General features: G+C 73.0%; 34 protein-coding genes and 2 tRNA genes. 7 read left to right on the top strand and 29 right to left on the bottom strand.

Features of this window, described 5'->3' with window-relative positions:
• Positions 1–33 precede the first annotated feature (33 nt).
• From EUS26_RS04525 to EUS26_RS16845, 24 genes are all read right to left on the bottom strand, one after another.
• Positions 34–1110, bottom strand: a complete 1077-nt coding sequence (locus tag EUS26_RS04525) for a hypothetical protein (protein ID WP_130011989.1) — start codon at positions 1108–1110, stop codon at positions 34–36.
• Positions 1107–1646, bottom strand: coding sequence for a hypothetical protein (locus EUS26_RS17280; RefSeq protein ID WP_130011988.1), 540 nt, complete (start codon positions 1644–1646; stop codon positions 1107–1109). Before EUS26_RS17280 ends, EUS26_RS04525 begins: the two co-directional genes overlap by 4 nt.
• A 44-nt stretch (positions 1647–1690) precedes the next feature.
• Positions 1691–2800 carry an HNH endonuclease gene (locus EUS26_RS17520; protein WP_130011987.1) on the bottom strand — a complete coding sequence of 370 codons (1110 nt, stop codon included), beginning with the start codon at positions 2798–2800 and terminating at the stop codon, positions 1691–1693.
• Positions 2801–2879: 79 nt separating this feature from the next.
• Positions 2880–3245: a hypothetical protein gene (locus EUS26_RS04510; RefSeq protein ID WP_238148801.1), complete on the bottom strand. Its 366-nt coding sequence runs from the start codon at positions 3243–3245 to the stop codon at positions 2880–2882.
• A gap of 5 nt (positions 3246–3250) precedes the next feature.
• The gene (locus EUS26_RS04505; RefSeq protein WP_165368501.1) at positions 3251–3583 is read right to left on the bottom strand and encodes a DUF4326 domain-containing protein; all 333 of its coding nucleotides are present in this window, start codon (positions 3581–3583) and stop codon (positions 3251–3253) included.
• Between the two features lie 55 nt (positions 3584–3638).
• Complete coding sequence (locus tag EUS26_RS04500) at positions 3639–4466, bottom strand: ParB/RepB/Spo0J family partition protein (protein WP_165368500.1); 828 nt, start codon at positions 4464–4466, stop codon at positions 3639–3641.
• Positions 4463–4870, bottom strand: a complete 408-nt coding sequence (locus EUS26_RS04495) for a VRR-NUC domain-containing protein (protein ID WP_238148800.1) — start codon at positions 4868–4870, stop codon at positions 4463–4465. The genes EUS26_RS04500 and EUS26_RS04495 overlap by 4 nt, the downstream gene beginning before the upstream one ends.
• On the bottom strand, positions 4867–5238 hold the full coding sequence (locus EUS26_RS04490; protein WP_130011983.1) for a hypothetical protein: 372 nt from the start codon (positions 5236–5238) through the stop codon (positions 4867–4869). The genes EUS26_RS04495 and EUS26_RS04490 overlap by 4 nt, the downstream gene beginning before the upstream one ends.
• On the bottom strand, positions 5235–5729 hold the full coding sequence (locus tag EUS26_RS04485; protein WP_130011982.1) for a hypothetical protein: 495 nt from the start codon (positions 5727–5729) through the stop codon (positions 5235–5237). The genes EUS26_RS04490 and EUS26_RS04485 overlap by 4 nt, the downstream gene beginning before the upstream one ends.
• On the bottom strand, positions 5726–6256 hold the full coding sequence (locus EUS26_RS04480) for a hypothetical protein (protein ID WP_130011981.1): 531 nt from the start codon (positions 6254–6256) through the stop codon (positions 5726–5728). Before EUS26_RS04480 ends, EUS26_RS04485 begins: the two co-directional genes overlap by 4 nt.
• Positions 6253–6501 (bottom strand): hypothetical protein, encoded by a 249-nt coding sequence (locus tag EUS26_RS04475; RefSeq protein ID WP_130011980.1) that lies wholly within the window; start codon positions 6499–6501, stop codon positions 6253–6255. The genes EUS26_RS04480 and EUS26_RS04475 overlap by 4 nt, the downstream gene beginning before the upstream one ends.
• The gene (locus EUS26_RS04470; protein ID WP_130011979.1) at positions 6498–6929 is read right to left on the bottom strand and encodes a hypothetical protein; all 432 of its coding nucleotides are present in this window, start codon (positions 6927–6929) and stop codon (positions 6498–6500) included. The genes EUS26_RS04475 and EUS26_RS04470 overlap by 4 nt, the downstream gene beginning before the upstream one ends.
• The gene (locus EUS26_RS04465) at positions 6926–7201 is read right to left on the bottom strand and encodes a hypothetical protein (protein WP_130011978.1); all 276 of its coding nucleotides are present in this window, start codon (positions 7199–7201) and stop codon (positions 6926–6928) included. The genes EUS26_RS04470 and EUS26_RS04465 overlap by 4 nt, the downstream gene beginning before the upstream one ends.
• Positions 7198–7788, bottom strand: coding sequence for a YegP family protein (locus EUS26_RS04460; protein ID WP_130011977.1), 591 nt, complete (start codon positions 7786–7788; stop codon positions 7198–7200). The genes EUS26_RS04465 and EUS26_RS04460 overlap by 4 nt, the downstream gene beginning before the upstream one ends.
• Positions 7785–8708: a hypothetical protein gene (locus EUS26_RS04455; RefSeq protein WP_130011976.1), complete on the bottom strand. Its 924-nt coding sequence runs from the start codon at positions 8706–8708 to the stop codon at positions 7785–7787. The genes EUS26_RS04460 and EUS26_RS04455 overlap by 4 nt, the downstream gene beginning before the upstream one ends.
• Complete coding sequence (locus tag EUS26_RS04450) at positions 8705–9148, bottom strand: hypothetical protein (protein ID WP_130011975.1); 444 nt, start codon at positions 9146–9148, stop codon at positions 8705–8707. The genes EUS26_RS04455 and EUS26_RS04450 overlap by 4 nt, the downstream gene beginning before the upstream one ends.
• Positions 9145–9324, bottom strand: a complete 180-nt coding sequence (locus EUS26_RS04445) for a hypothetical protein (RefSeq protein WP_130011974.1) — start codon at positions 9322–9324, stop codon at positions 9145–9147. The genes EUS26_RS04450 and EUS26_RS04445 overlap by 4 nt, the downstream gene beginning before the upstream one ends.
• 15 nt (positions 9325–9339) lie before the next feature.
• The gene (locus EUS26_RS04440; protein WP_130011973.1) at positions 9340–9735 is read right to left on the bottom strand and encodes a hypothetical protein; all 396 of its coding nucleotides are present in this window, start codon (positions 9733–9735) and stop codon (positions 9340–9342) included.
• Complete coding sequence (locus tag EUS26_RS16850) at positions 9732–9893, bottom strand: hypothetical protein (protein ID WP_165368499.1); 162 nt, start codon at positions 9891–9893, stop codon at positions 9732–9734. The genes EUS26_RS04440 and EUS26_RS16850 overlap by 4 nt, the downstream gene beginning before the upstream one ends.
• Positions 9893–10207: a hypothetical protein gene (locus tag EUS26_RS04435; protein ID WP_130011972.1), complete on the bottom strand. Its 315-nt coding sequence runs from the start codon at positions 10205–10207 to the stop codon at positions 9893–9895. The genes EUS26_RS16850 and EUS26_RS04435 overlap by 1 nt, the downstream gene beginning before the upstream one ends.
• On the bottom strand, positions 10204–10554 hold the full coding sequence (locus EUS26_RS04430; protein ID WP_130011971.1) for a hypothetical protein: 351 nt from the start codon (positions 10552–10554) through the stop codon (positions 10204–10206). The genes EUS26_RS04435 and EUS26_RS04430 overlap by 4 nt, the downstream gene beginning before the upstream one ends.
• Positions 10551–10889 (bottom strand): hypothetical protein, encoded by a 339-nt coding sequence (locus EUS26_RS04425; RefSeq protein WP_130011970.1) that lies wholly within the window; start codon positions 10887–10889, stop codon positions 10551–10553. Before EUS26_RS04425 ends, EUS26_RS04430 begins: the two co-directional genes overlap by 4 nt.
• 67 nt (positions 10890–10956) lie before the next feature.
• Complete coding sequence (locus EUS26_RS04420) at positions 10957–11247, bottom strand: DUF3039 domain-containing protein (RefSeq protein WP_130011969.1); 291 nt, start codon at positions 11245–11247, stop codon at positions 10957–10959.
• On the bottom strand, positions 11244–11444 hold the full coding sequence (locus tag EUS26_RS16845) for a MerR family transcriptional regulator (RefSeq protein ID WP_165368498.1): 201 nt from the start codon (positions 11442–11444) through the stop codon (positions 11244–11246). The genes EUS26_RS04420 and EUS26_RS16845 overlap by 4 nt, the downstream gene beginning before the upstream one ends.
• Positions 11445–11541: 97 nt before the next feature.
• Between EUS26_RS16845 and EUS26_RS17660 the strand changes: the two genes are divergently transcribed.
• Complete coding sequence (locus tag EUS26_RS17660) at positions 11542–11877, top strand: helix-turn-helix domain-containing protein (RefSeq protein WP_130012063.1); 336 nt, start codon at positions 11542–11544, stop codon at positions 11875–11877.
• Here the strand turns inward: EUS26_RS17660 and EUS26_RS04405 are convergent.
• Positions 11840–11915: transfer RNA gene (locus EUS26_RS04405), tRNA-Lys, on the bottom strand. The genes EUS26_RS17660 and EUS26_RS04405 overlap by 38 nt on opposite strands.
• A gap of 101 nt (positions 11916–12016) precedes the next feature.
• Entirely contained in the window at positions 12017–13165 is a 1149-nt protein-coding gene (locus EUS26_RS04400) for an NUDIX domain-containing protein (protein ID WP_130011967.1), read from the bottom strand.
• Positions 13166–13279: 114 nt separating this feature from the next.
• Between EUS26_RS04400 and tdh the strand changes: the two genes are divergently transcribed.
• The 4 genes from tdh to EUS26_RS04380 are packed head-to-tail and all read left to right on the top strand — an operon-like array spanning position 13280 to position 16570.
• On the top strand, positions 13280–14332 hold the full coding sequence (gene tdh / locus EUS26_RS04395) for an L-threonine 3-dehydrogenase (RefSeq protein WP_130011966.1): 1053 nt from the start codon (positions 13280–13282) through the stop codon (positions 14330–14332).
• A gap of 10 nt (positions 14333–14342) precedes the next feature.
• On the top strand, positions 14343–15536 hold the full coding sequence (locus EUS26_RS04390) for a glycine C-acetyltransferase (RefSeq protein ID WP_130011965.1): 1194 nt from the start codon (positions 14343–14345) through the stop codon (positions 15534–15536).
• 18 nt (positions 15537–15554) lie between these two features.
• Positions 15555–16088: a hypothetical protein gene (locus tag EUS26_RS04385; protein ID WP_130011964.1), complete on the top strand. Its 534-nt coding sequence runs from the start codon at positions 15555–15557 to the stop codon at positions 16086–16088.
• On the top strand, positions 16085–16570 hold the full coding sequence (locus EUS26_RS04380; protein WP_130011963.1) for a hypothetical protein: 486 nt from the start codon (positions 16085–16087) through the stop codon (positions 16568–16570). Before EUS26_RS04385 ends, EUS26_RS04380 begins: the two co-directional genes overlap by 4 nt.
• Before the next feature lie 26 nt (positions 16571–16596).
• Here EUS26_RS04380 and EUS26_RS04375 read toward each other — a convergent pair whose 3' ends face one another.
• Positions 16597–16875, bottom strand: coding sequence for a DUF3618 domain-containing protein (locus EUS26_RS04375; RefSeq protein WP_130011962.1), 279 nt, complete (start codon positions 16873–16875; stop codon positions 16597–16599).
• A 94-nt stretch (positions 16876–16969) separates the two neighbouring features.
• The gene (gene corA, locus EUS26_RS04370) at positions 16970–17959 is read right to left on the bottom strand and encodes a magnesium/cobalt transporter CorA (RefSeq protein WP_130011961.1); all 990 of its coding nucleotides are present in this window, start codon (positions 17957–17959) and stop codon (positions 16970–16972) included.
• A 76-nt stretch (positions 17960–18035) separates the two neighbouring features.
• Here corA and bcp point away from each other — a divergent pair, with 76 nt between their 5' ends.
• On the top strand, positions 18036–18521 hold the full coding sequence (gene bcp / locus EUS26_RS04365) for a thioredoxin-dependent thiol peroxidase (protein ID WP_130011960.1): 486 nt from the start codon (positions 18036–18038) through the stop codon (positions 18519–18521).
• A 29-nt stretch (positions 18522–18550) separates the two neighbouring features.
• Here bcp and EUS26_RS04360 read toward each other — a convergent pair.
• Positions 18551–18632: transfer RNA gene (locus EUS26_RS04360), tRNA-Leu, on the bottom strand.
• Positions 18633–18703: 71 nt separating this feature from the next.
• Here EUS26_RS04360 and EUS26_RS04355 point away from each other — a divergent pair.
• The gene (locus EUS26_RS04355; RefSeq protein WP_130011959.1) at positions 18704–19498 is read left to right on the top strand and encodes an SGNH/GDSL hydrolase family protein; all 795 of its coding nucleotides are present in this window, start codon (positions 18704–18706) and stop codon (positions 19496–19498) included.
• The last annotated feature ends 19 nt before the right edge of the window (positions 19499–19517 follow it).

The raw sequence follows: 19517 nt of genomic DNA, 5'->3' as shown, positions 1-19517 counted from the left end.
AGCTGATGAACCTTGGTCCTGTCGCTGTCACTGTCACTCGCTCTCGGTGTCGAAGGTGTGCTGGTCGTAGGAAGCGCCGCACGAGCGGCACGAGATCAGGGCGCCCCGCCGGCGCATCCCCCGGCGGCCGCACAGCGGGCAGTCGTCGTCGACCGGCTGCTCGTCGACGGCCATGCCTGAGAGCCGCGTCAGCCGGACGTCGAGCCCGACCGCCTGACGGCCGATCGACTCGGGCAGCGACCCCGGGAGCGCGAGCACCGTGTCGAGGTGGCGGCGCATGAACCCGGCCGCGTCGACCGCGGCCCGTACCCGGCTCTCGGTCGAGCCCGCCCGCCACGGCCACCGCGGTGCACCCGCGTCGGTCGTCGTCGCCCACCGCATCCCGTACGCCGCCTGCTCGGCCGTCGAGCACAGCCACTGGATCGCAGCGTCGGCCTCGAGCCACGCCGGCGACCCAGCAGGCGACACCTGCAGCCGCTGGCCAGCACGAGCAGCCCGCTCGGCCGGCGCGAGCTTGCCCGGCTCAGGGGTCGACGCCGTGACGACGCACGTCCTGCACACGACCCCCGACAGTGCCCACGCCGGCTCGGGACCGAAGCGGACCGCACGAGCCCTCGTCCGACGGTGCCCGCACCCCAGCTCGTCGACCACGGTGCCCTGCTCGTCCGGGGTCGACGTCGACAGCACAGCGACCGGGTCAGTGACCCGCGACCCATCCGGGCGGGTCGGCGTCGACACCCCGGTCTCGAGGACCAGCAGCAGCACCTGCGGCAGACGAGCGAGGGCATCGCGGATATCCGCCGAGCAGCGGCCGCACCACACCGGGGCACCCTCGCGAGCCGGCCACGCCGCGCGACCCTTCCGCTCCCACTCGGCACGCACGAGCTGCGTCGCCCGGTACATCGCCGCGTCGACGTCGAAGACCGGCTCGTCGGGGTCGTTCACCAGCCGATCGAACTCGTCGTGCACCTCCCGCTCCCACTCGGCGCGGGTCCGACGGTAGGCACGGTTGCACGACCCCGGGCACGGCCCCCGAGACTGCAGCGCGACCTGCACCTGCTCGGCGACCGCGTCGCTCTGCTCGAGGTGACGGTTCCGTCGACGGCTCATGCACTGCCCTCCTGGTCGGTGGTGGCGCCTCGCGCCTCGAAGTCGTCCATGCACCCCGGGTGGGCGGGGTAGTTGTTCTCGCGCAGCCACGGGTCCATCCGGTACCGGCACACCGGGCACGGCTTCGCCCCGTCCGGTCGCGAGTCACGGCGGGCGCGCAGCTGGTCAGCGTTCGGGCACGTGGCGAAGTGGCAGCGGTATGCCGTGCGACCCACCACCGGCAGCGCCGACGGCCCCAGCACCCGCAGCAGCATCCGCCGGCCCGACGGGACCCGGATCACGTTCCCCGAGCCCGGGCACGGCAGCGGGTCGAGCGGCATCGTCTTCCCCGCGTCGGTCTCACCCCACACGATCGGCGCGCCGCACCTCGAGCACGACGACCCGTGATGCCGGTCAGCCTCAGCCCGGGCGACGTCGTGCAACCTCGGGATGACGTCACGCCACTGCTCAGACCTGACCGGGGTGTCGCCCAACCCAGCAGCAGCAGCCACCGCCGAGCGCACGTCCGCGGACCCCTTGAGCTCAGCCTCCGTCACCCCCGCCTCAACAGCAGCCCTCAGCAGGTCATGCACAACAGCAGTCACCGGTCACCACCCCCGGACCCACGACCACCCCGACGCTTCCGACGCCTACGCCGGCCACCGCCGCGCTGCGGCGGGTCGGCACCCGCACCGCCCCTGCCCGTCCCGCCCCTGCCCGTCCCGTCCCGTCCCGTACCGGGATTCCACCCTTCGTCCTGGTTGCTCCTGCCAGGACGCTGCACGTGCCCCTCGAGGCTCACCCAATCGCTGCCCGCGAGCGCTTCGCGGGCGGCTGGTGCGGTGTCCGGGTCGCTCGCACCCGCCGGGGCGGGTGGTGCGGGGTCCGGGTCGCTCGGGCGGGGGTCGCTCGCCGGCGCGGGCGCGTTGTCCGGGTCGCTCGCACCCGCCGGGGCGGGTGGCGCGGGTTCCGGGTCGCTCGCCGTGCCGGGTGCGGTGTCCGCGCCCGTGGCGGGCAGGTGCCCGCCGGGGGTGAGTCCCTCGTCATGCTTCGTTGGTTCGGTGCGGTGGTTGCGTGGCGTCAGCCCCTGCGCGTGCAGCCACTCGAGCGTCTTCTTGGCGAAGTAGGGTCGGCTCGGTGGGGACAGCAGTGGCAGCCGCTGCCCGTCCTTCATCCGGCCGTTGCAGCTGCGGCAGCAGACGACGTAGGTGTCGACGGTCGCCGCGGTGCCCGGGTCGGTGTGGTCGTAGGTGCCTGAGCGGCCGCCGGTGCGGGCACTGAAGTTGACGACGTTCCCGCAGTAGCGGCACGCGTCGCCGTCCCGCAGGCGGACCGGCGCCGTGAGGTCCGGGTTCTTGCGGTCCCGGTCGCGCTGCTGCTCGAACTCGATCGACTCCTTCGACCTGATGTGCAGGAAGGCGGGGTCTTCGACGATCTGCCACTGCGGCGGGCGGGCGCCCTCGACGGGGGTGATCAGCCCCGCGTCGATCGCGGCCCGCAGGATCACCGGCAGGCGGCTCGGGCCCGCCATGAGCGCGGCCGTGCCGGCGTCGATCCGCCCGTCGGTCGTGTGACCGGCAGACTGCGTCGCGCAGCGCCACAGCCACCCCGACACCTCGTTGAGCAGCCGCTCGTCGGCGCCGTCGAGCGCGGCGACCGTGAGCAGCAGCGGGTTGGTGCCGGCGTTGTCGCCAGATCGAAGCCAGGGCAACAGGGATCCTCTCGAGGGGGTGGGGGTCGTCGTGCACGAGGCGGCGAGCGCGGGGGCGGACCCCTCGGGCGGCGGGCGGTCACCGCGCCGGCCCTTCGTCGCCGCGGGCGGCGGCGACGATCGCGTCGACGTCGAGACCGAGCTCGCGTCCGCGGGCGGCGTCACGCTCGAGCTGCTCGGCGTCGTCGCGCTGCGCGGCGTAGCTGATGTGGTTGCGCACGAGCCACTGCGCCGTGCACAAGCCGTCAGGGCGCGGGATGCCCTGCACGGTGAGCGTCTCGACGTCGAGGCGCGCACCGTGGTTGTTGGTGAGCAGGAACCCGTTCGGCTCGGTCACCCCGCAGGCGGGGCAGGTCTGCGGCCGCTGGTGCGCCTCCCGGAAGCGCAGCAGCTGCTCGGCACGCTCCTGCTCGGCATCGAACTCGCCGAACAGGTCCGGCTGCACCCCCCTCACTCGGTCACCTCGTTCGCGAGCTTGAGCAGCACGTCCGCGTGACACGGCTCGTCGAGCGGGCACCAGCACGCGAGGTCACGGCCGGCGAGCTCGTCGCGGATCTCCTGCAGCGGCGGGTATGTCCACGCCACCGGCACCCGCTTCCCGCCGGCAAAGCGCCAGTTGGGGAAGCCGAGCGAACCGCGGCGGGCGAGCACCTCGAAGTCGCGGACGACGAGGGTCGCGACCTGCCGGCTCGTGAGTGACGGGTGCTGCCCGCCCACGTCCACGTGTGAGATCGGGTTGCGCCACTTCGACGGGTCTGCGACGTAGACGATCGGACCCGACACGCGCAGACCTTCGGCCCACGAGGGCGACGCGATCCGCTTCGGTGTGCGTTCCTGGTCAGTCATCGGTCACCGGCTCCCATCGGGACTCGTAGTGCTGCTCGAAGCGCACGCCGTGCCGCTCACGGTCGCGGTAGGTCTGCGAGGCGGGGCGCCGCTTGATCCGCAGGACGTCAGCGGCGGCCAGCGCCTCGAGCTGCGCGGCGGCGTCGCCGACGAGCGCGTGCTCCCAGCACTGCCCGCAGGCGATGCCGCCGACCACGACTCGGGTGTCCTTGTGGTCGGTGCTACACCGGTCTCGGGCGGCGTCGGCGTGCCGGTGACCAGCGCCGAACCACGCCGTCTTCGGGGCAGCGCCCGACGTCGACCCGGTGCCGTGCTTCGCGACCTGCCGGGCGAGCTGCGTCGCCTTGCCGACCGTCATGCCGCCGCCGGCGAGGACGTCCTTCGCCTCCTGCGGCAGCTGGTCGAGGCGTAGCCGGTCGCGGACCGTGGACGTCGAGTAGCCGGTGCGCGAGGCGATCTGCGTCACCGTGAGCCCCGAGCGCAGCAGGTCCCGGAACGCGGCGCCCTGCTCGAGCGGGCTCAGCTGCTTGTGCATCGCCGCGGCGAGCATGGTCGCGGTCGTCGCCTCCCGGCCGTCCTCGCTCGTGATGAGGCACGGCAGGTACGGGATCCGCGCCTGCCGTGCTGCGGCGAGCCGGCGGTTGCCGTCGAGGACGACGTAGACGTCGCCCCGGGGCGCGACGAGCAGCGGCTGCAGGACCCCCTGCACGACCATCGACGACGCGAGCTCGTCCGTGTCGCCAAGGTCCTCGCGCACGTTGCGCGGGTGGCGCCGCAGCTTCTCGACCGGCAGCGACTTGATCGCGGTGATCTTGCTCACCGGATCGCCTTGATCTCGGTCAGGATCCGGTGCGGCCAGTCGACCGGGCGCCATACCCCGACGTCCTCGCCGGCGAGCGCGAGACGGTCGATCCACTCGCGCTGCTCGGCGGTGGTGCGGCCCGTGGCGGACTTGAGCTCACGGAACAGCACGCCGGCGCGGCCGGCGAGGACGAGGTCGGGGAAGCCCTTGTTCCCCTTGATCGGGGTCGCCCACGACCCGTCTGCACGGCGTGCCGGCCGGCAGTGGTGCGTCTGCACCCCGAGCCGCTGCGCGAGGTCGACGACGCTATCCAGCAGCTCGTCTTCGGTCATGGTCGCCGTCACCAGCGACCGCTGCGCCGCCTTTACCGCGAGCACCATCTGCTGCTGCGGCGTGAGCGATGGCCCCTTCGCGCGGCTCACAGGATCTGCTCGGCGTCGAGGCTGCTCGCCGTGCCCGCGTGGATGAGCTCGCGCAGCAGGGCGCGGCGGGTGCCGTCCAGCTCCCACAGATCGGAGAGCAGCACGGTTACCTGCCACGTCTTGCCTCGCAGCTTGCCGTCAGCGCCGCCGGGTGTGGTGAACCACGCCCGGGCGTGCGAGCGGTGCTCGAGCTCCTCCCGGCCGCTCGCGAGAGTCAGCCGCAGCGACGGCGAGTCGGGGTGCTGCGCGAGCAGTGCCCGCACCTGCCGCACCTGCTCGCGTGCGCTCTCGTCGGCGATCACCGCGACGTTGCGGCCAGCGGCGAGGTCCTGCACGATGCCCTGCACGATGTAGCGGTTCAGCATCATGACGTTGCTCCTTCGGTGTCGGTCGTCTCGGGTGGCCACTCGCCGTGCGTGACGAGGACCTGCAGGTCGAGGTCGAACTCGGCCGCGATCAGCAGCGCGGTCCTGCACGGCCACTCGGGCGAGTCCTCGGCGTAGCTGCCGGCATCGCACCCGGTGCAGTAGAGCCACGAGCGCCGCCCGGGATCCGGTGAGTGCAGCGCGGCGACCTTGCCGAGCACGTCCGACCTACCGGCGACCGACGACCACAGCGCGTTCGACGACCACAGCGCGTGCGCCCTGCGGACCTCGTCAGCCCGCGCGAGGCGGGCGTCGTCGGCGGCTCGCAGCTCGTCGGGCGTCATGGGGGTGCAGTGCAGGTGGTTCTCGCTCGTGACCGGCAGCTCGACCGCGACCTTCGCAGGCAGCAGCGGCATCACCGTCGACGCGGTGAGGTCCCGCCAGCGGTTGCGGCGAGCGCGGCGGCGCCGGGTCGCGGCCGTGAACCCGGTCACGACTCCTCACCCCCGAGACGCCGGGCGACGTCGACCGGGACGCTGCACACGGTCAGCGCCTCAGCGGTTCGCAGCCACGCGACCCCGACGCCGACGACGTCCTCGTGCTGCGCGACGTGCTCGACGACCGGCAGCTCGAGGAAGTCGATCGCCAGCTGCCGCAGCGCACGGATGCTCAGCGGCGAGGACACCGCGAGTGCGAGTACCGCGGCGTCGACCCGGTCCCACGCCGGCGAGCACCACCCCCGCTCGCGCGGGTCGCGGTCGTAGCAGCCGCAGTCGTGGGTCCAGTGCCGGACGTCGGCGAGCCCGTCACGGACGATCTGCCGGCCCGGCTGCTGCCGGATCACGGTCGCGAGGTCGTGCTTGCCGTCCATGTCAGCGGCGAGTGCTCGAGCGCCACGCGCAAACCTCTGCACCGACTCGCGCACCCGCGGGACGAGCAGAGCCAGCGACCGCTGCGCCGCCTTCACCGCCAGCACGAGCTGCTGCTGCTGCGACGGTGATTCGCTCAGGTTGGTGGTCATCCCTCGTCCTTCCGGTCGTCCTGGTCGTGCTGCTGCGGGATCCCGTCACCCGGGACCCCCTCGGCGGACGCCGTCAGCACCTGCGCCCGCCACCCGATCTGCACGCGCACCTCGGCATCGCCCGTCAGACCCGCCGAGTAGGCGTCCGCGACGAACTGCGCGACGTCGCCGAGCGACATGCCCGTCTTCCGGTCCTGCGCCGCGTTGGCCACCCGGCGCGCCGACCTCGGCTGCTGCCCGGTCATGACGCCGCCGCCCGCACCTCGAGCGCGGCCCGGTTCGCGCGCTCGAGCTCGCGCTGCCGCAGCTTGCGGCGCCGCTGATACTCACGCTCGCCACGGATGACCCACGGTTCCCGCACCTGCCGGGCGAAGGCGGCGTGCGCCTCGCGCACCTCGTCCTGCGACCACAACGTCGCGTCGGTGCGGTAGACCCGCTGCGTCGACACCGCGCACCGGCCGAGGATCTGCTCGAACCCCGCCTTGTCGGGCGTCATGCACGCGAGCGCGAGCGCGACGGTCTCGAGGTCCTCCCGGGTCATGTCGGCGAGCTGGTCGGTCGCGGCGTCACGGTTGCCGGCGCGGACCGACGCGGCCACCATCACCGCCGGGCCCACTGCCTTGATCAGCGGCAGGTCCTCGGGGTCGGGGACCGTGGCGGGGCGCGTCGTCATCGCTGGCCACCGCCAGCGCGCTCGACCTCGACGACCGGCACGAGGACGTCCTCGCGCGGGACGGTGATCGTCGCCTCGGCGAGCTCGGGGCGGAAGACCTCGGCCGGCACCCGCACCCGGACCTTCACCGCGACCGAGCCGCGGGGCAGGGACTCGGGCGGGGTCTGCGTCGCCGAGGTGATCCGGGCACCGACCCCAGCGCGGCGGGTGCCGCCACGCGGGGCGCCCTCGCGCACCACGATGTAGCCGACGGCGTCGACGAAGCCGCTCATGCGCGGACACCTCGCAGGGGCACGTCGTCGCGCCGCTCGATCGCGGCCGCCCACTGCAGGAACACCGCGGCCGCCTGCACGAGCTCGCGCTGCAGCCCGGCCGTGCCCGGCTCCTCGGCGGCCGCCTCGAGCACCTCCTCGAGCGCGATATCCCACCACGTGAGGTCGCCGCTGCCGGCGTGCCGGTCGGTGGCGTCCGTAGCCTTCTCCGCGAGCGAGAGGGCACGGTGCGCGAGACCGGTCGCGATCAGCCCGCGCAGGGGATAGGTGCGCGGCCCCGTTCCGTCGGGGCGGGTCAGCGGCGGCACGCCGTGCTTCGCGTCCTGCCGGTCCATCTCCTGCAGGGCGGCATACAGCGCACGACCGGACCGGTGCGACCCCTCGATGACGGCCCGCTCGAGTGCGACCGCGCCCTGCCGCGCCTCGTGCGTGTCCGAGTAGCTCTCCGAGTGCGCGATCATCTGTCCGTTCGACGCGATGACCCGCAGGTAGGGCGCGGGCACGGGACGTTCGGGTAGCTCGACCGGCACCACGACGATGCCGATGTGTCCCTGGCGGGCTTGCGTGCGTGCGTTGACGTCGGTCATGACCGTGACTTCTTTCCCTTGGTGCGGCGCGCGGCGAGCTCGTCGCTCGGCGGCGCCCCGGTGTCGTCCTGGTCGTCGGCGAGGTCCTCGCCGGCGGTGTCGTCGGCGAGGTCGCCCTCGCCGACGGACTCGACGACGTCGCCGTCGTCGTCGCTGTCGTCGTCCTGCTGCTGCTCGAGCTCGGCGAGCGCTGCCTCGAGGTCGACGACCGGGTCGTGCGAGGCGACGGTCGGGAGCAGCCCGGCCCACGCGTCGCGGTGGGCGATCGACTCGTCGACGTACCCGCCGCCGGTCGAGGTGCGGCCGATCAGGGCGCCGATGAACAGGTCGCCGACCGTCATGAGCAGGCGGCCGCGTCCCGAGTCGTCGGTGTAGGGGGTGACGCACAGCGGCTCGCCGTAGACCTTCGCGGCCCGGGCGAACAGCGACAGCCACTCGCCGTTTGTGACCATCACGCCCTGCAGGTGGTGCTTGCCGGTGGTGGCCACCGTCCGGCCCAGCAGCGGCGGAATGTGCGCCAGCTGCGGGCGGTCCTGCTCGGGCAGCCGCGGCAGCTCGACCGTGTTCCCCGGGAACAGCCCCGACACGTCACGGGCGCGGAAGTGCTCGTCGCCCTCGAGGGACAGCTCGAGCAGCTGCTCGTCGGCGTGCTTGCCGTCCAGCGGGAACAGCTGCAGCAAGTCCTTGACCCGGGCAGGGGCGATATCGAAGCCCTCGAGCTCACCGTCGCCCGGGTCGATGACGCCGGCGTATGCCATGCCGGCGGTGTAGCCCTGCGACGCGTAGACGAGCACGTGCCCCTGCCGGTGCACCTCGAGGCGCACCCGGTGCCACCACTCGATCTCCGGGTCGTTGACGGCGTGCACGACGACCGACTGCAGCGCCCGCCGCAGCTCCTTGAGACCGACCGTGTACCTCACCGGGCACCGTCCTCGTCGTCGGTGGCGGCGCGGTGGGCGTCGGTGTCGTGCTCCCACGGCTGCCCGCAGACGCACTTCCCCGCGAGCAGCAGCCGGGTGCTGTCGAGCATCACAGTCCGTGACATGGGGTCGCCGAGCAGCCGGTCGGACGCCTGCTTGCCCGCCGCGACCGACACGTGCTCGGGGATCCCGCTCGGGGCGAACAGCGCAGTCACGCCCGACCGCACCGCGAGCGCGACCACGCGCAGCAGCAGGTCGTCGGGCACGAGGTGCGCCGGCGGCGCGTCGAGCGCCTCCTGCTCGAACTGCCGCGCCCGGGTCGTCGCGAGCTGCGCGTCGTCGATGCATCCGGCCTCGTGGGCGAAGCCGGTCAGCGCCGCGGCCGCGGCCTCGAGCTCCTCCCGGGTGCGGTGCACCCTCGTCGGTTCGGTGTCGGTCATGCGGTCGCCTTCCTCGGGTGGGCGGTCGGGTGAGAGGTGCGCGGGTGGCACTCCCGGGTGTGCTTCTGCTTCCACTGCGTGAGCAGCGCCTCCGAGCGGGACGTGCAGCCGAGACCGCAGGTCCGGCAGGTGACGGTCCGCTGCCCGACGGGCGAGTGCGGGGAGATCGTGAACATCGGCGTCCTTCGGGGTCAGTGGGTCACGACCGCCGGGCGGTAACGCCACGGCAGCTCGTCAGCGGGCAGGGTCACCGGGGACGCGGCCGCGAGCACGAGGCACGGCTCGACCCGGCACGAGAGGGCGTGCACCTCGACGCGGAAGGCGCCGCCGGCGCGGCACTGGTTGTCGCGGTAGACGTACCCGTCCCGCGCGACGAACCGGACCTTGCGGACCCGCCGGGGGGTCGTTATGAGGACCCACCCGACATACCCCTCGTCGATCAGCAGGCGGCCGACCGGCTCACGCGGCGGCGGCGGGCACGGCTTCGGGTAGACCACCGCGGCGAAGCGGTGCGGCGTGGCCAGCAGGTCGCCGAGGGGCACGAGACCCGCCTTCGCGGCCTTCTTGACCTTCCGACGCGACGTCACCGGGACCCACCGCCGCTCGTGCCGCGGGTCGCCTCGCACGCCGCGAGCAGGATGCCCAGGGCGATCATCGCCAGGACGACGGCGCCGCCACCGACCCGGATCACCGCCTCGAGCGCGTCGACGACGTCGGCGGCCGCGGCCCACACCTCGGGGCGCATCAGTGTTCACCCCGAGCGATCCGGGCGTCCCACTCGGCTTCCTCGAGCTCGACGCGGTAGATGCACGTCGCGCACAGCTCCTCGGTGGGCACGGCTTCGCGGCGCCGACACCGGACGCACCGAGTCTGCCGGCGACGCTCGACGCACGGCTCGCACCGGGTGCGGTATCGGCGGTCGATCTCGGCCCCACAGTCCGGGCACGCGCCCGTCCTGCGGCGACGACGCACCACTGCCGAGGACCACGCCGCGAGCGCCACGAGCAGCGCGAGAATGAGCGCCACGATCAGCAGGACGTCCTGCTGCAGCGCGCTCACGACCGGTCACCCAGCTGCTGCGCCTCGTCGACGACGACGAGGTTCGGGCGGCCGCCGCGAGCGCCCTGCGGCGAGCGCCGGGGGTCGAGCTGCAGCTCGGGGAACTGCTCGGCGAGCGCGTCGACGGTCGAGCGGCGTCGGCGGGCGTGCTCGGTCATCGACACGATCCACCCGCACCCGTCGCACCGGACGGCGATCAGGGTGCCGCTGGCCGAGTCGTCGTGCACGGGGCGAAGGTCGGCGCGGGACCCGCAGGAGGTGCACTCGCCGAGCGAGGGGTGCGGGATCCGCGGGTGCAGGACCTCGCGCGGCAGCGGCAGCGCGATCACGTCCGCGAGCCCGTTCACCGGCCCGACCTCTGCAGCTCGTCCGGGCGCACCGACTCGTGCCCGTAGCGCTCGACGTGAGCCATGCCCACGAGGTCGGCGCTCTGACGGTCGCTGTCGTACCCACCGCAGGTGACGCACCGCCAGACCTGCCAGGACTCGACCACGTGCCAGCCGGCGGCGATCAGGCGGTCGTACTCCTCGCTGCCGACGACCTCGGTGCACGTCGGCGCGGCGGCGAGGTAGCCGTTCGGGCCCGGGCGGCGTCCGTTGTTGTTGTGCTGCAGGATCGCCTTGCGGAAGGTCGCCGGCGGCCGCTGCGGGCGCGGCGGTGGCTGCTGCTGGTGCTCGTTCATCGGTGGTGGCCTCCGGGGTCGGGTGAAACTGTCGGGTGGTGCCTTGGGAGGAAGGGGGGCGCCGGTTCTACGGCGCGGGGAGCTCGTCGCGGTCGTCGCGGTTCTCGCCCGGTGCGTGGTACAGCTCGAGGCAGCGGGAGCAGACGGGCAGCGGCAGGGGGTCGCGCACCGGGACCCACGCGTGCCCGCACAGCGCGGTGACGGGGATCCCCTCGACCCGGGCGTGCATGACCAGCGCCTGCGCGGTCATCGACGAGCCCGGCGGAACCCACACGATGTGCGCGCTGTCGCCCGGGTCGTCCGAGGTGCGCGTGTCGTCGACGAGCTCCTCGGTCATCGTCAGCGTGCCGGCGCTCACGCGGGCACGCCCTGGTCGTCAAGCAGGCGGTTGACTTCCGAGACCGGAAAGCGTCGCTGCCCGCCCGGGGTGCGGAACGAGCGGATCACGCCGCTCTTGTCCCACCGGCGCATCGTCTCGACGGTCACGCCGAGACGTCGCGCTGCCTCACCGATCGCGAGAGCTTCCTCGCTCTGCTGGGTATGCCTAGTGGTCATGGTCGGTGACTCTAGACATACCCAGCGATACGGGTCAAGCACCCTCGCCGCGTGGCGTGGCGTCCTCACCCCTAGGGGTTGACTAGTTTGTGTAGGTATGACTAGGTTTACCGTCATGAGTACGCAGACGGCGGGGGCGATGATCCCCCAGTGGACGTTCGGGGACCGGATTCGCAAGATCCGGCGTCAGCTGGGCATGACCCAGGGGGAGTTCGCGGCGAGCATCGACCGCGGACCGAAGTCAGTCGCGGCGTGGGAGCTGGGGACCAATGCCCCCGGCGACGCGGTCGCGGTGGCGAAGCGGATTCAGGTCGCGCACGGCGTGCCGGCTACCTGGACGCTCGGTCTAGACGACGAGAACCCCCGCCCGGGCGACGGCCCGGACGGGGGTGTGGTGGTGCGCCCACAGGGACTCGAACCCCGAACCCGCTGATTAAGAGTCAGCTGCTCTGCCAATTGAGCTATAGGCGCGCAACAGCGAGGAACTCTACCACCGGGCCGGGGACCCGACGAAATCCTCCGGGCGTCGCGAGACCGACCGTGGGTGTCCTGCCGGGGCAGCACGCTCCCGGTCAGGCGACCCCCGGCGAGGTGTCGATGACGAGGTCCGCGCGCTCCCGGGTGCGGTCCGCGGTGAAGACCCGCTCCTCCTGCGCGGCCCAGCGCTCCCGGGTGCGGTCCGCGGTGAAGACCCGCTCCTCCTGCGCGGCCCAGCGCTCCCAGTGCGGCCGGTATGCCTCACCGTCCCGGGCGATGCCGCGCCTCATCCGCAGGGCCGGCTCGGCGTCCACCCAGACCCGCACCGCGGCGTGCTCCCCCGCCGGCCCGACGCTGCTGCCGCACCCCTCGACGACGAGCACGCCACCGGTCGGCTCGGGCACCTCGACCGGGTCGGTCGCCCAGCCCGAGGCGTGCCAGTCCCACCGTCGGTATGCCGCCCGCTCACCGCGGGCGAGCGGCTCCAGCACCTGCTCGGCCAGGAGGGCGGGGCTCGCCGCGAGGCCGTCCCAGCCCGGGTAGAGGTCGTCCATGTGCAGGAGAGGGGCGCCCAGGTCGCGGGCCAGCGCCCGGGCGAGCACGGTCTTGCCCGACCCGCTCGGCCCGTCGACGGCCACCACGGTGACCCGGCCCGGCGTCGCACCGCCCTGCTCCGTGCCCCCCGCGCCCTCACCCGCCGCATCGCCAGACGCCGCCGACCGGGCCCGCTCGACGAGCCCGCGCATCCGGTCGACCGCGCCCTCGTCGACCGGCCCGAAGCCCAGCGCGGCCTCGGGCAGCCCTGAGCCCCCCGCCGCCCGCCAGGCGGTGTCGACCAGGCTCAGGCAGGGCAGCGTCGCCAGCTCCTCCAGCGGCACCCATCGCGCGTCGTCGCTGCTGCCGTCGCTCTCCACCGAGAGCTCACCGCTCTCGACCTCGGCGGTGAAGACGATGCGCACGGCCTGCCAGACCGCCTGCCCGGCCGGGTCGCGGTCGTCGACCCCGCTCCAGGCGTCGGTGGTGAGGACGCCGGTGAGGCGCACGGCATACCCGCTCTCCTCCTGCACCTCGCGCACCGCCGCCTGCTCGGGCGTCTCGCCCGGCTCGATCCCGCCGCCGACGAGCGTCCACCCGGGTCGGGCGACCCGCCCGTCCGGCAGGCTCATCCCCCGCCACCGGCTCAGCAGCACCGCGCCGTCCCGCTCGATCCAGGCGTAGCACCCCACCCGCGTCCGCACGTCCACCGCGCCACCCTACGGCCTCGCCCTCGCCGCGCCGCCCGCCTCCCGCGTCCTCCGGCAGCAGCCCCCGCCCCGCCCTCCGACCCGGTGCGTTGACGGATGCGTCAAGATGGACCCATGCGTGCCCTGATCAAGCCCAGCGCCGGGCCAGGCCTCGAGCTGGCCGACGTCCCCGAGCCCACCCCCGGGCCGGGCGAGGTGAAGATCCGGGTGCTGCGCGCCGGGCTGTGCGGCACCGACCTGCACATCGAGGCGTGGGACGACTGGGCCGCCTCCATGCTGCGGCCGCCGCTCGTCGTGGGCCACGAGTTCTACGGCGAGATCGTCGAGCTCGGCCCGGGCGTGCCGACGGACGAGGACTACGCGCTCGCCGTCGGGCGCCGTTGCTCGGTGGAGGGGCACGTCGTCTGCGGCACCTGCCGCAACTGCCGTGCCGGGCGCCGCCACATGTGCGTGCGCACCTCCAACCTGGGCGTCAACCGCGACGGCTGCTTCGCCGACTACGTCGTGGTGCCGCACACCAACGTCTGGGTGCAGCCCGAGGTCATCGACCCCGACCTCGGCGCGGTCTTCGACCCCCTCGGCAACGCCGTGCACACCGCGCTGTCCTTCCCGCTGGAGGGTGAGGACGTGCTCATCACCGGGGCCGGTCCGATCGGGGTCATGGCGTGCGCGATCGCCCGGCACGCCGGCGCCCGCTACGTCGTGGCCACCGACGTGTCCGACCCGCGGCTGGAGCTGGCCCGGGCCGCCGGCGCCGACCTGGGCATCAACGTCGCCCGCGAGCGGATCGCGAGCGCGCAGGAGCGCCTCGGCATGACCGAGGGCTTCGACCTCGTGCTGGAGATGTCCGGCAACCCGGCCGCGATGGCCGAGCTCATCGACAACTGCACCCACGGCGCGCGGGTGGCGATGCTGGGGCTGCCGGCCGAGCCGTTCGCCATCGACTGGGGCAAGGTGATCACGCACATGATCACCCTCAAGGGGATCTACGGCCGCGAGATGTACGAGACGTGGTACAAGATGACCGCCATGCTGCAGACCTCCGAGCTGCTGCGCGACCGGATCCGGTCGGTCATCACCCATCGCTTCCCCGCCGAGCAGTGGGAGGACGCCTTCGCGGCCGCCCGCTCCGGTGAGGGTGGCAAGGTCGTCATGGACTGGAGCTGAGGAGACACACATGTATGCGGACGTCAAGAACCAGCTGGCCCAGGAGCTGGCGCAGATCGAGGCCGACGGGCTGACCAAGACCGAGCGGCAGATCACCACGCCCCAGAGCGCGCACATCGCGACGACCTCGGGGCAGGCGCTGAACTTCTGCGCGAACAACTACCTCGGGCTGGCCGACCACCCCGACGTCGTCGGCGCGGCCCGGCAGGCGCTGGACGAGTGGGGCTTCGGCATGGCCTCGGTCCGCTTCATCTGCGGCACGCAGACCCAGCACCGCGACCTCGAGCGGGCCATCGCCGACTTCACCGGGATGGAGGACTCGATCCTCTTCCCGTCGTGCTTCGACGCCAACGGCGGGATCTTCGAGGTCATCTGCGGGCCGGAGGACGCGATCATCTCCGACCAGCTCAACCACGCGTCGATCATCGACGGGGTGCGGCTGTCCAAGGCCCGGCGCTTCCGCTACGCCAACCGCGACATGGACGACCTGCGGGACCAGCTGGAGGCGGCGCGCGACGGCGGTGCCCGTCGGGTGCTCGTCGTGACCGACGGGGCGTTCTCGATGGACGGCTACCTCGCCCCGCTGGAGGAGATCTGCGACCTGGCCGAGGAGTTCGGCGCGATGGTCATGGTCGACGACAGCCACGCTACCGGCTTCATCGGCGAGGGCGGCCGCGGATCGCACGAGGCGTGCGGCGTCATCGACCGCATCGACATCATGACCGGCACCCTCGGCAAGGCGCTGGGGGGCGGCAGCGGCGGGTATGTCGCGGCCCACTCCGAGATCGTCGACCTGCTCAAGCAGCGCGCCCGGCCCTACCTCTTCTCCAACGCCGTCGCCCCCTCGGTCGTCGCCGGGTCGCTCAAGGCGCTGGAGATCGCGCGGGACAGCGACGAGCCGCGGGCCCGGCTGCGGCGCAACGCCGAGCTCTTCCGGACGCTCATGACCGAGGCCGGCTTCGAGCTGCTGCCGGGTGAGCACCCGATCGTGCCGGTCATGTTCCCGGGCGAGGACGGCGCCCGCCGGGCCAGCCAGGTCGCCGACGCCATGCTGGAGCGCGGCGTCTACGTCATCGCGTTCTCCTACCCGGTCGTCCCGAAGGGCAAGGCCCGCATCCGGGTGCAGCTGTCCGCCTCGCACAGCGAGGAGGACGTCCGGGCCTGCGTCGACGCCTTCGTCGCCGCACGGGACGAGATCGGCTGAGCGGCAGGCGTGAGAGGTATGCTTCGCGACGAGCAGGCGGCGCTGCGGGCGCTGCGGGCGAGCCACGTCCCGTCCTTGGGGTGGCTGCTCGGCCTGATGTTCGTCGTGGTGGGCACCCTCATGCTGGTGTTCCAGCGCTTCGTCGGCGGGGAGACCTGGGCCTCGGCCGCCCCCTTCTCCACCATCTGGGCGGCCTGTTTCGTCCTCCTGTGGGGCTGGGGCGAGCGCCGTCGGCGTGGTCGGCGTCGGCACGTCGCCGACGCGACGCACCTGGAGCGCGGCGTGGTCACCGCGAGAGAGGGACGCCAGGTGACCGTGAGGGGCGACGAGCACGTGGTGAGCTGGCGGACCGAGACCGCCTTCGGCCTGGCCGAGGGCGACCCGGTCTGGGCGGCACCACGCATCGCCCCCGGTGAGCGGATCGTGCTCGTGCGACCGAGGTCGACCCACGGCCTGCTCCAGGACGTCATCGGCCCCCGGACGGACGCCGTCGTCCCAGGCTCCGCACCGGCGCGCGACGTCGACGCGTCCGGGCGGGGGCATACCCCGTGAGCGAGGAGCGGGCCAGGGAGGTGCTGCGGGCCGAAGGTCGACGCGGCCGGGTCATCCTGCTGATCATGCTCGCCGTCATCTACCTCGGTTATCTCGCCGTGCAGGTGTGGCTCCTCGACCGCTCCGCGCCCCTGGCCCTCGGGATCGGCGCCGTCCTGGTCATCGGGATCGGCGTGATGCAGTACTTCTTCCTCGCAGCGCCGTGGGTCCGGCGCCCCGATGCGCCGGTCGAGAGGGTCGAGGTCCTGCGGACGACCACGACCGGACACGGTGGCCAGGCCGTCACACTCGGGAACGGTAGCGAGAGGGTGCGAGTCTCCTTGTCGAGGAAGGCGGCGACCTTCTCGGTCGGCGACAGGGTGTTCGTCTCACCGCACCTGCGGAGTCACGGCGCCATGGGCCTGCTGGTTCCTGAGCACGTCGCGGGGGTCCCTCGCGTGCTCGCGGTCAACGCGGACCCTGCCGAGGAGTCACCGGCCTGACGTCCTCGCCGGTGCGAGCCGCCCGCTCAGCCGCGGTAGAAGATGCGGCGCAGCCCGCCCATGGTGATGGCCAGCACCGCCACGCCGCCGAGCGCCACCGCCAGCCGGTCGTAGCGAGGGTTGCCGTCGGCGTCCAGGGTGGCGTCGTTGACCTTGCCCTTGAGCGAGGCGACCGCGTTGGCCTTGATCGTGTCGGGGCTGACGCGGTAGGTCAGCTCGTCGACGGTGCGCGCGAGGCGGCTACGGGTCGCCGCGATGTCGGCCTCGATCTCCTTGACGGAGCGAGCAGGCTGCGTGTTGGCCATCAGCAGTGAGTCCCTTGGGTCGTCGGTCGGTGGTCGTGCTTCCCGCAGACGATAACGCACGGCAGCACCGTGGTCGCCGTCGAACGGCCGCCCCTCACAACCATCCGGAGCGGCGGAAGGCTCGGTGCAGCAGCCCGACCGCGAGCGCCATCAGCCCCAGCACCATCGGGTACCCCAGGGCCCAGTGCAGCTCGGGCATGTGGTCGAAGTTCATCCCGTAGATCCCCGCCACGAGGGTCGGCACCGCGATCATGGCGGCCCACGCGGAGATCCGCCGCATGTCGGCGTTCTGCTGCACCCCGATCTGCGAGAGGTGGGCGCCCAGGATGTCGCTGAGCAGCTTGTCGTAGCTCTCGACGTCCTGCAGGACGCCCGAGAGGTGGTCGGCGACGTCGCGGAAGTGCAGCCGCAGCTCCGCGCTGCGCACCAGCCCCTGCTCCTGCGTCAGGGCGTGCAGCACCGGGCCGAGCGGCACCGCGGCCCGACGGAACTCCAGCACCTCCCGCTTGAGGCGGTAGATCGTGGTGGAGTGGGTGCGGTTGCCGCCGCCGAAGACGTCGCGCTCGATGGTCTCCAGGTCGCTGCCCACCGCCTCGTCGATGGCGGTGTAGGTGTCGACCACGGTGTCCAGGACCCCGTGCAGCACGCTCAGCGGGCCGTAGGAGAGCAGCGCCTGCTGATGCTCTTCCATGCGACGCCGGACGCCGCGCAGCGAGGCGATCTCGCCGTGGCGCAGCGTCACCGCGACGTGCGGGCCGAGGATGACGCTGACCTCGCCGGTCTCGATGTCCGAGGTCGCCGGGTCGTAGTCCAGCGTCTTGACGACGGCGTAGACGCTGGTGTCGTAGGCCTCGAGCTTGGCGCGCTGCTCGCCGTCGAGGGCGTCCTCGACGGCCAGCGGGTGCAGGTCCAGGGCCCGCCGCACCACCTCGAACTCCTCCGGCGTGGGGTCCTTCAGACCGATCCACAGGAAGTCCTGGTCGGGGGCGCCGTCGGCGCGCAGCGCCTCGAGCTCCTGCGCCAGCGTGGGCACGTCGCACGGCTCGCGGGTGCCCCCGCGGTAGACGGCCTGGTCGACGATCACCCGGTGACCTCCTCTCGGTCGCGGTCACGGTCTGAGACGATCATCCAGCACGCCCGCCCCGTTCGGAAGGTCACCCATGTCCCGCCTCGAGCCCGGTCAGCCCGCCCCCGCCTGGACCCTGCCCACCGCCGACGGCTCCACCCTGAGCCTCGCCGACCTGGCCGGTCGCAAGGTGGTCCTCTACGTCTACCCGGCGGCGATGACCCCCGGCTGCACGACGCAGGCGTGCGACTTCCGCGACAACGAGGCGGTCTTCACCCGGGAGGGGTATGCCGTGGTCGGCGTTTCCCCCGACCCCGTCGAGAAGCTCGCGCGCTTCGCCGAGAAGGAGGGCCTCGGTTTCCCGCTCGTCTCCGACGAGAGCACGGAGATGCTCACCGCCTACGGCGCGTACGGGGAGAAGAAGACCTACGGGAAGACGGTGGTGGGCGTCATCCGCTCCACCTTCGTCATCGACGAGCAGGGTGTCGTGGAGGTGGCGAAGTACAACGTGCGCGCCAAGGGCCACGTCGCCTCCCTGGCCAAGCAGCTCGGGGTGGAGCTGCCCGCAGCGCCGGCCTGAGGCATACCCCGGGCCACCGCTGCTCCGGGTGCGCTCGGCGGGACTCGAACCCGCACACCGCGAGGCACAGGAACCTAAATCCTGCGTGTCTACCAGTTCCACCACGAGCGCGCGGGGGCCAGCCTAGCGACCGCACCCCCGTCCGCCCGACGCCGACGCCACCCCCGGAGTAGGTTGGGCGGATGAGCACCTCCGCACGGCTGGCCGTGGCCGCGATCGGCACCCTGGCGATGGGTCTGGGCCTGAGCCTGGCTGCGCCCGCCTCGGCCGCCCCCGACGAGGCCGTCTACGACGCCCTGGGCGACTCCTACGCCGCCGGCTTCGGTGCCGGGACCGTGCTGGGGGACGCCGCCGGGTGCTCGCGCACCGACACGGCTCCGCCGGTGCGCCTGGACGGCCGCAAGCGGATCGCCCTCGACGACTTCGTCGCCTGCAGCGGCGCCACGACCGCGGACCTCGCCGCCCAGCTGCCCGCGCTGGACGCCGACACCGATCTCGTCACGCTCACCATCGGCGGCAACGACATCGGGTGGACGCAGGCCATCGGCGCCTGCCTGCTGCTGGACGACCCGACCTGCGCGCAGGCGGTGGCCGGCTCCCGCCTGCTGGTCCAGGGGCTGCTGCCGGCACGCCTCGACGCCGCCTTCAGCGCGGTCGGGACGGCCGCCCCCGACGCGCACGTGGTGGTCACCGGCTACCCGCACCTGTTCACCCCCGAGGCCGGGGCCTTCGGCAACGCCTCCCCGCAGGAGCAGGAGGCCCTCGACGAGGGGGCGGACCTGCTCAACGCGACGATCCGGGCGGCCGCCGACCGGCACGGCCTGGTCTACGTCGACGTCGTGAAGAAGTTCGACAGGCACGGCGTCAACGCCGCCGACCCCTGGGTCGACCCCCGCACCTTCCACCCCACGCTGGAGGGGCAGGAGGCCTACGCGGCGGCGCTCACCGCCGGCATCCGGCCGCAGCGCCTGCGCTGAGGCCGGGAGGGCCCCTGGT

The sequence above is a fragment of the Serinicoccus sediminis genome, from assembly GCF_004153545.1.
Taxonomy (GTDB): domain Bacteria; phylum Actinomycetota; class Actinomycetes; order Actinomycetales; family Dermatophilaceae; genus Ornithinicoccus; species Ornithinicoccus sediminis_A.
This window is presented reverse-complemented; position numbering and strand designations above follow the sequence as displayed.

Bases quoted from the DNA above. Each gene is read 5' to 3' on its own strand.
- tdh (WP_130011966.1), top strand. From the start codon at position 13,280: ATGCGTGCCCTGATCAAGCCCAGCGCCGGGCCAGGCCTCGAGCTGGCC.
- EUS26_RS17660 (WP_130012063.1), top strand. From the start codon at position 11,542: ATGACTAGGTTTACCGTCATGAGTACGCAGACGGCGGGGGCGATGATC.
- EUS26_RS04425 (WP_130011970.1), bottom strand. From the start codon at position 10,889: ATGAACGAGCACCAGCAGCAGCCACCGCCGCGCCCGCAGCGGCCGCCG.
- EUS26_RS04470 (WP_130011979.1), bottom strand. From the start codon at position 6,929: ATGACGACGCGCCCCGCCACGGTCCCCGACCCCGAGGACCTGCCGCTG.
- EUS26_RS04525 (WP_130011989.1), bottom strand. From the start codon at position 1,110: ATGAGCCGTCGACGGAACCGTCACCTCGAGCAGAGCGACGCGGTCGCC.
- EUS26_RS04465 (WP_130011978.1), bottom strand. From the start codon at position 7,201: ATGAGCGGCTTCGTCGACGCCGTCGGCTACATCGTGGTGCGCGAGGGC.
- EUS26_RS04475 (WP_130011980.1), bottom strand. From the start codon at position 6,501: ATGACCGGGCAGCAGCCGAGGTCGGCGCGCCGGGTGGCCAACGCGGCG.
- EUS26_RS04385 (WP_130011964.1), top strand. From the start codon at position 15,555: ATGCTTCGCGACGAGCAGGCGGCGCTGCGGGCGCTGCGGGCGAGCCAC.
- bcp (WP_130011960.1), top strand. From the start codon at position 18,036: ATGTCCCGCCTCGAGCCCGGTCAGCCCGCCCCCGCCTGGACCCTGCCC.
- EUS26_RS04445 (WP_130011974.1), bottom strand. From the start codon at position 9,324: ATGTTCACGATCTCCCCGCACTCGCCCGTCGGGCAGCGGACCGTCACC.
- EUS26_RS04375 (WP_130011962.1), bottom strand. From the start codon at position 16,875: ATGGCCAACACGCAGCCTGCTCGCTCCGTCAAGGAGATCGAGGCCGAC.
- EUS26_RS04450 (WP_130011975.1), bottom strand. From the start codon at position 9,148: ATGACCGACACCGAACCGACGAGGGTGCACCGCACCCGGGAGGAGCTC.
- EUS26_RS04490 (WP_130011983.1), bottom strand. From the start codon at position 5,238: ATGATGCTGAACCGCTACATCGTGCAGGGCATCGTGCAGGACCTCGCC.
- EUS26_RS16845 (WP_165368498.1), bottom strand. From the start codon at position 11,444: ATGACCACTAGGCATACCCAGCAGAGCGAGGAAGCTCTCGCGATCGGT.
- EUS26_RS04390 (WP_130011965.1), top strand. From the start codon at position 14,343: ATGTATGCGGACGTCAAGAACCAGCTGGCCCAGGAGCTGGCGCAGATC.
- EUS26_RS04355 (WP_130011959.1), top strand. From the start codon at position 18,704: ATGAGCACCTCCGCACGGCTGGCCGTGGCCGCGATCGGCACCCTGGCG.
- EUS26_RS04460 (WP_130011977.1), bottom strand. From the start codon at position 7,788: ATGACCGACGTCAACGCACGCACGCAAGCCCGCCAGGGACACATCGGC.
- EUS26_RS04480 (WP_130011981.1), bottom strand. From the start codon at position 6,256: ATGACCACCAACCTGAGCGAATCACCGTCGCAGCAGCAGCAGCTCGTG.
- EUS26_RS16850 (WP_165368499.1), bottom strand. From the start codon at position 9,893: ATGCGCCCCGAGGTGTGGGCCGCGGCCGCCGACGTCGTCGACGCGCTC.